The organism is Actinomadura sp. CNU-125 (assembly GCF_001942465.1).
Taxonomy (GTDB): Bacteria; Actinomycetota; Actinomycetes; order Streptosporangiales; family Streptosporangiaceae; genus Spirillospora.
Genome location: NZ_MKJY01000273.1, coordinates 1 through 7,223 on the forward strand (window position 1 = coordinate 1; position 7,223 = coordinate 7,223).

Here is a 7,223-nt window from a genome sequence, read left to right on the forward strand (position 1 = left end):
ACGCGCCCGACGCGCCCTACGCACAGCACGCCCCCGGCGGTGCGGGGCCGGACGCGTCCGCCGCGCGCCGGGCGTTCCCGCCTCGGCGGCCTGCCGGGCCCGAAGGCGTACTTCGCCGCGGCCGGGGCGCTGGCGCCGTCGTCCTCCTCGGGCTTCGGCGCCCTCGCGGTCACGGGCGGGACGGACGGCGCCGACGCCCGCGGCGCGGCGCTCCCGCCGATGGGCACCGCGGCGGAGACGGGCCTGTCGCCGACCTCGTATTCGAGTTCGCCGTCGTCGGACGCGTACGCGGGGATCAAGACCCGCAAGGCGGACGCGGAGCCGCTGACGATCGAGGAAGCCTTCCCGAAGGACGCGCGGACCCTGCCCGTCCCGGAGAGCGAGATCGAGCTGGAGCTGGCGGCCGAGAAGCTGGACGGCGACTGCGCGGCCGCCGTGTGGGGCGCGAGCGTCGCCGCCGACCTGGCCGCCGGCTGCGGCCAGGCCGTCCGCGGCCTGTACGCCGACGCCGACGGCGGCTACGGGCTGGCGGTCGCGGTGTTCAACCTGGCGTCGGCGGCCGACGGCGACCGGTTCGTCGCGACGCTCGGCGACGTGCGCGGCGGCGGATTCGTCCGGCCGCTTCCGGCCGAGGGGCGCTCGCGGAGTTCGGCACCGGATTCGGCATGGCGCGGGGCCTCGCGCAGGGGCACTTCGCGGTCGTGTCGTGGGCGGCGCGTCTGGACGGCGCGGGCGACGCGGCGGACGAGACGCTGCTGTCGATGCTGATCGAGGGCGGGAAGGCCCCGGCGGTCCTCGCCCGCGCCGCCGCCGCGTCCGGTACGTCCGGCTGACCGCGGAACCGGCACCCGACGGGAAGAAACCCGGCCGGGACGACCGTTGGAAGCGGGGCGGAAGCGGGCTAAACGTCGCCTCCCGGGTGATGATCCTCACCCGGGGGCGCGGAACGTCGTGCCCGATGGGAGCCGGTAATCTGGTCTAAACCAGTGAGATGACGCCTTCCGATCCGCGCTGAGAAGTTTCGCGATCCGCCACAGTCGGGCATGATCCCGGCAGTGATGTAATGTCATCTCACCGCAGCAGGGCCAACGTCGTCCCGGCTAGCACTGACCTCAGAAGCAGTGACACGACGACGACGGGAGGGTTGATGGCTGCTGCTGCCCTCACACCGGGCCGCCCCCGCCACCAGGGTCTCTACGACCCGGCCAACGAGCACGACGCCTGCGGTGTCGGAATGGTGGCGGACCTGCACGGCCGTGCAAGCCACGACATCGTTCAGAACGCCCTGACCGTCCTGAAGAACCTGGACCACCGCGGCGCGGTGGGCGCCGAGCCGGACGACGGCGACGGCGTCGGCATCATGCTGCAGATCCCCGACGCGTTCTTCCGCGAGGTGACCGGCCTCGCGCTGCCCGCGGCGGGCGCCTACGCGGCCGGTATCGCGTTCCTTCCGGCCGACGCCGACGAGCGCGCCGCCGTGGTCGCCCACGTGGAGACGCTGTGCGTCGAGGAGGGGCTGACCGTCCTCGGCTGGCGCGAGCTGCCGACCGACCCGGAGTTCGCCGGTCCCGCCGCGCGCCGCGCCATGCCGCACTTCGCGCAGCTGTTCCTGCGGGCGTCCGACGGCGGCCCGCACGCCGGCAAGAGCGGCCTGGAACTGGACCGCGTGGTGTTCTGCATGCGCGAACGCGCGGAGCAGGACGTCGCCGTCTACTTCCCGAGCCTGTCCAGCCGGACGATCGTCTACAAGGGGATGCTGACGACCCCGCAGCTGGAGCCGTTCTTCCCCGACCTGTCGGACCGCCGGTTCACCAGCGCGATCGCGCTGGTGCACTCGCGGTTCTCCACCAACACGTTCCCGGCGTGGGAGCTGGCGCACCCGTTCCGGTTCGTCGCCCACAACGGCGAGATCAACACGGTCAAGGGGAACCGGAACTGGATGCGGGCCCGCGAGGCGCTGCTGAAGTCCGACCTGTTCCCCGGCGACCTGTCGCGCGTCTACCCGGTGATCGACATCGAGGCGTCCGACACCGCCTCGTTCGACGAGTGCCTGGAGCTGCTGCACCTGGGCGGCCGGTCGCTGCCGCACGCCGTCCTGATGATGATCCCGGAGGCGTGGGAGAACCACACCGAGATGGACCCGGACCGCCGGGCCTTCTACGAGTTCCACTCCACCCTCATGGAGGCGTGGGACGGCCCCGCCAGCGTCAGCTTCACCGACGGTACCGTCGTCGGCGCCGTCCTGGACCGCAACGGCCTGCGCCCCGGCCGCTACTGGGTGACCGACGACGGTCTCGTCGTCCTCGCCAGCGAGGCGGGCGTCCTCGACATCCCCGCGAGCAAGGTCGTCCGCAAGGGCCGCCTGCAGCCCGGCAAGATCTTCCTGGTCGACACCGCCGCCGGGCGGATCGTCGAGGACGACGAGGTCAAGGCCGAACTCGCCGCCGAGCACCCGTACGCGCGGTGGCTGCACGACGGGCTCGTCCGGTTCGAGGAACTGCCGCGCCGCGAGCGGGAGATCCCCACCCACGACACGCTCGTCAAGCGGCAGCAGACCTTCGGGTACACGCTCGAAGAGCAGCGGATCATCCTCAGCCCCATGGCGAAGACGGGCGCGGAGCCGATCGGGTCGATGGGCACCGACACCCCGATCGCGGTGCTGTCGGAGCGTCCGCGCCTGCTGTTCGACTACTTCAAGCAGCAGTTCGCGCAGGTCACCAACCCGCCGCTGGACGCCATCCGCGAGGAGCTCGTCACCTCCCTGCAGTCCACCCTCGGGCCCGAGGGCAACCTGCTCGAACCCGGCCCGGACTCGTGCCGCCGGCTCGTGCTGCCCACCCCGATCCTGGACAACGACGAACTCTCCAAGATCATCCACATCGACGACGAAGGGTCCCTGCCGCACCTGCAGGCCTACGTCGTCCACGGCCTCTACGACGTCGCCGGCGGGGGAGAGGCCCTGCAGACGCGCCTGGAGGAGATCAACGGAGAGGTGTCGCGCGCCATCGACGCCGGCGCGCGCATCATCGTGCTGTCGGACCGCGGCGCCGACTCCGCCCGCGCCGCGATCCCGGCGCTGCTGCTCACCGGCTCGGTCCACCACCACCTGATCCGGGAGAAGACCCGGACGCAGGTCGGCCTGGTCATCGAGACCGGCGAAGCCCGCGAGTGCCACCACATGGCGCTGCTCATCGGCTACGGCGCGTCCGCGATCAACCCCTACCTCGCGATCGAGACCGTCGAGGACCTCGTCCGCTCCGGCGTTCGACGCGACGCCTCGACGAGGGCAAAGCCGTCCGCAACCTCGTCAAGGCGTACGGCAAGGGCGTCCTGAAGGTCATGTCGAAGATGGGCGTGTCCACGGTCGCGTCCTACACCGGCGCGCAGATCTTCGAGGCGATCGGGCTCGGCGAGGAGGTCGTCGGCCGCTGCTTCACCGGCACCGTCTCCCGGCTCGGCGGCGTCGGCTTCGACGTCCTGGCCCGCGAGGTCGCCGAACGGCACCGCCGCGCCCACCCGGCCGGCGGCAACGACCTCGCGCACCGCACCCTGGAGGTCGGCGGCGAGTACCAGTGGCGCCGCGAGGGCGAACCGCACCTGTTCAGCCCCGACACGGTGTTCAAGCTGCAGCACGCCACCCGCACCCGCCGCTACGAGATCTTCAAGGAGTACACCTCCGACGTCGACTCGCAGGCCGAGAAGCTGATGACGCTGCGCGGCCTGTTCCGGCTGAAGGACGGCGCCCGCCCGCCGGTGCCGATCGACGAGGTCGAGCCCGCGTCGGAGATCGTCAAGCGGTTCTCCACCGGGGCGATGTCCTACGGCTCCATCTCCGCCGAAGCCCACCAGACCCTCGCGATCGCGATGAACCGCCTCGGCGGCAAGTCCAACACCGGCGAGGGCGGCGAAGACCCGGACCGCTTCACCCCGGACGAGAACGGCGACCTGCGGCGCAGCGCCATCAAGCAGGTCGCGTCCGGCCGGTTCGGCGTCACCTCCGAATACCTCACCAACGCCGACGACATCCAGATCAAGATGGCGCAGGGCGCCAAGCCCGGCGAGGGCGGGCAGTTGCCCGGCCACAAGGTGTACCCGTGGATCGCCAAGACTCGGCACTCCACGCCCGGCGTCGGCCTCATCTCGCCGCCGCCGCACCACGACATCTACTCGATCGAGGACCTCGCCCAGCTCATCCACGACCTCAAGAACGCCAACCCGTCCGCGCGCGTGCACGTCAAGCTCGTCGCGGAGATGGGCGTCGGCACGGTCGCGGCCGGAGTGTCGAAGGCGCACGCCGACGTCGTCCTGATCTCCGGGCACGACGGCGGCACCGGCGCGTCCCCGCTGACGTCCCTCAAGCACGCCGGGACGCCCTGGGAGCTCGGCCTCGCCGAAACCCAGCAGACCCTCCTGCTCAACGGGCTGCGCGACCGCATCGTCGTGCAGACGACGGGCAGATGAAGACCGGCCGCGACGTCGTCATCGCCGCCCTCCTCGGCGCCGAGGAATACGGCTTCGCGACCGCGCCGCTCGTCGTGTCCGGCTGCGTCATGATGCGGGTCTGCCACCTCGACACCTGCCCCGTCGGCGTCGCCACCCAGAACCCCGTCCTGCGGGAACGGTTCTCCGGCAAGCCCGAGTTCGTCGTGAACTTCTTCGAGTTCATCGCCGAAGAAGTCCGCGAGTACCTCGCCGAACTCGGCTTCCGCTCGCTGGACGAGGCCATCGGGCACGTCGACATGCTCGACACCCGCGACGCCGTCGACCACTGGAAGGCGTCCGGCCTCGACCTCGCCCCCATCCTGCACGCCCCCGAAACCCCCTACGGGGACGCGCTGCACTGCGTCGGCGAACAGGACCACGGCCTCGAAAAGGCCCTCGACAACACGCTGATCCAGCTCGCCGAAGGCGCCCTCGCCTACGGCGACAAGGTCACCCTCGACCTGCCGATCCGCAACGTCAACCGCACCGTCGGCACCATGCTCGGCCACGAACTCACCCGCAGATGGGGCGGCGACGGCCTGCCCGACGACACCGTCGACGTCACCTTCACCGGCTCGGCGGGCAACTCGTTCGGCGCGTTCGTGCCGCGCGGCGTCACCCTCCGGCTCGTCGGCGACGCCAACGACTACGTCGGCAAGGGCCTGTCCGGCGGACGCCTCACCCTGCGGGCGCCGGACGACGCCGCGTTCGCCTCCGCGGAGCAGATCATCGGCGGCAACGTCATCCTGTACGGCGCCACGTCCGGCGAACTGTTCGCCGCGGGCGTCGTCGGCGAACGGTTCTGCGTCCGCAACTCCGGCGCCACCGCCGTCGTCGAAGGCGTCGGCGACCACGCCTGCGAGTACATGACCGGCGGCCGCGCCGTCATCCTCGGCCGCACCGGACGCAACCTCGCGGCCGGCATGTCCGGCGGCGTCGCCTACGTGCTCGACCTGGTACCCGAGCGGGTCAACGGCGAGATGGTCGACCTCGAACCCCTGGACGGCGACGACGTCGCGTTCGTCCGCGGGCTCGTCGAACGCCACCGCGCCGAGACCGGTTCCGTCCTCGCCCGGCGCCTGCTGGACGACTGGGACGCCACCGCCGCCCGCTTCACCAAGATCATGCCGCGCGACTACCGGCGCGTCCTGACCGCCATGGCCGAGGCCGAGGCGCAGGGACGCGACGTCGACGAGGCCGTCATGGCCGCGGCCCGGGTCTGAGAGAGGAGGAATCCCACATGGCCGACCCGAAGGGTTTCCTGACCGTTTCGCGGGAGCTCCCGAAGCGCCGCCCGGTCGACGTCCGCATCAAGAGCTGGACCGAGGTCTACGAAGACTTCGGCAAGGACCGCCTGGAGAAGCAGGCGAGCCGCTGCATGGACTGCGGCATCCCGTTCTGCCACCAGGGCTGCCCGCTCGGCAACCTCATCCCCGAGTGGAACGACCTCGTCTACCGCAAGGACTGGCACGAGGCCATCGAACGGCTCCACGCCACCAACAACTTCCCGGAATTCACCGGGAGGCTCTGCCCCGCCCCCTGCGAAAGCGCCTGCGTCCTCGGCATCAACCAGGACCCCGTCGCCATCAAGCGGGTCGAAGTCGAGATCATCGACCGCGCGTTCGCCGAAGGCTGGGTCCGCCCGCAGCCGCCCGCCGTCAAGACCGGCAAGAAGATCGCGGTCGTCGGCTCCGGCCCGTCCGGGCTCGCCGCCGCCCAGCAGCTCACCCGCGCCGGGCACGACGTCACCGTCTACGAGCGCGCCGACCGCGTCGGCGGCCTGCTCCGCTACGGCATCCCCGAATTCAAGATGGAGAAGCGGCACGTCGACCGCCGCATCAACCAGATGCGCGCCGAAGGCACCGAGTTCCGCACCTCCGTCAACATCGGCGTCGACGTCACCGCCGACGAACTGCGCGACCGCCACGACGCCGTCGTCCTCGCCGGCGGCGCCACCGCCTGGCGCGACCTGCCCATCCCCGGGCGCGAACTCGGCGGCGTCGTCCAGGCCATGGAGTACCTGCCGCCCGCCAACAAGGTGCAGGAAGGCGACTTCACCGAGTCGCCCATCGACGCCGGGGGCAAGCACGTCGTCGTCATCGGCGGCGGCGACACCGGCGCCGACTGCATCGGCACCGCGATCCGGCAGGGCGCCGCGTCCGTCACCCAGCTGGAGATCATGCCGCGGCCCCCGGAGTCCCGCCCGGACGCCCAGCCGTGGCCGACCTACCCGATGCTGTTCAAGATGGAAAGCGCCCACGAGGAACTCGCCGACGGCGGCGGCGACCGGCTCTACGCCGTCTCCACCACCGAGTTCCTCGGCGACGAGGACGGCAACCTGCGCGCCGTCAAGATCGTCGAGGTGGGCGGCCCCGAGACCGGCTTCGCGCCGATCGAGGGCACCGAACGCGAACTGCCCGCCCAGCTGGTCACCCTCGCCATGGGCTTCCTCGGCCCGCAGCGCGAAGGCCTCCTCGAACAGCTCGGCGTCGAGCTGGACCAGCGCGGCAACGTCGTCCGCGACAAGGACTACAAGACGTCCGTGGACGGCGTGTACGTCGCCGGCGACATGGGCCGCGGCCAGTCGCTGATCGTGTGGGCCATCGCCGAGGGCCGCGCCGCCGCGCACGGCGTCGACGAGCACCTCACCGGCCGCACGTCGGCGCTGCCGTACCCGATCCCGCCCACGGCCCGTCCCATCGCCTGACCGCCGCCGAGGACCCCGGCGCCCGACCCCACGG

At 71.6% G+C, this 7,223-nt stretch carries 2 protein-coding genes and 1 pseudogene; all 3 read left to right on the plus strand.

Going from position 1 to position 7,223, the window contains the following annotated elements; all coding sequences use genetic code 11:
• A partial coding sequence (locus BJF79_RS28165; protein ID WP_262402692.1) for a hypothetical protein occupies window positions 1–768 on the plus strand: 768 nt, incomplete at its 5' end.
• 379 nt (window positions 769–1,147) lie between these two features.
• A pseudogene (gene gltB / locus BJF79_RS28170) lies at window positions 1,148–5,705 on the plus strand (glutamate synthase large subunit).
• A gap of 17 nt (window positions 5,706–5,722) precedes the next feature.
• Window positions 5,723–7,189, plus strand: coding sequence for a glutamate synthase subunit beta (locus BJF79_RS28175; protein WP_075901883.1), 1,467 nt, complete (start codon window positions 5,723–5,725; stop codon window positions 7,187–7,189).
• Window positions 7,190–7,223: the final 34 nt, after the last annotated feature.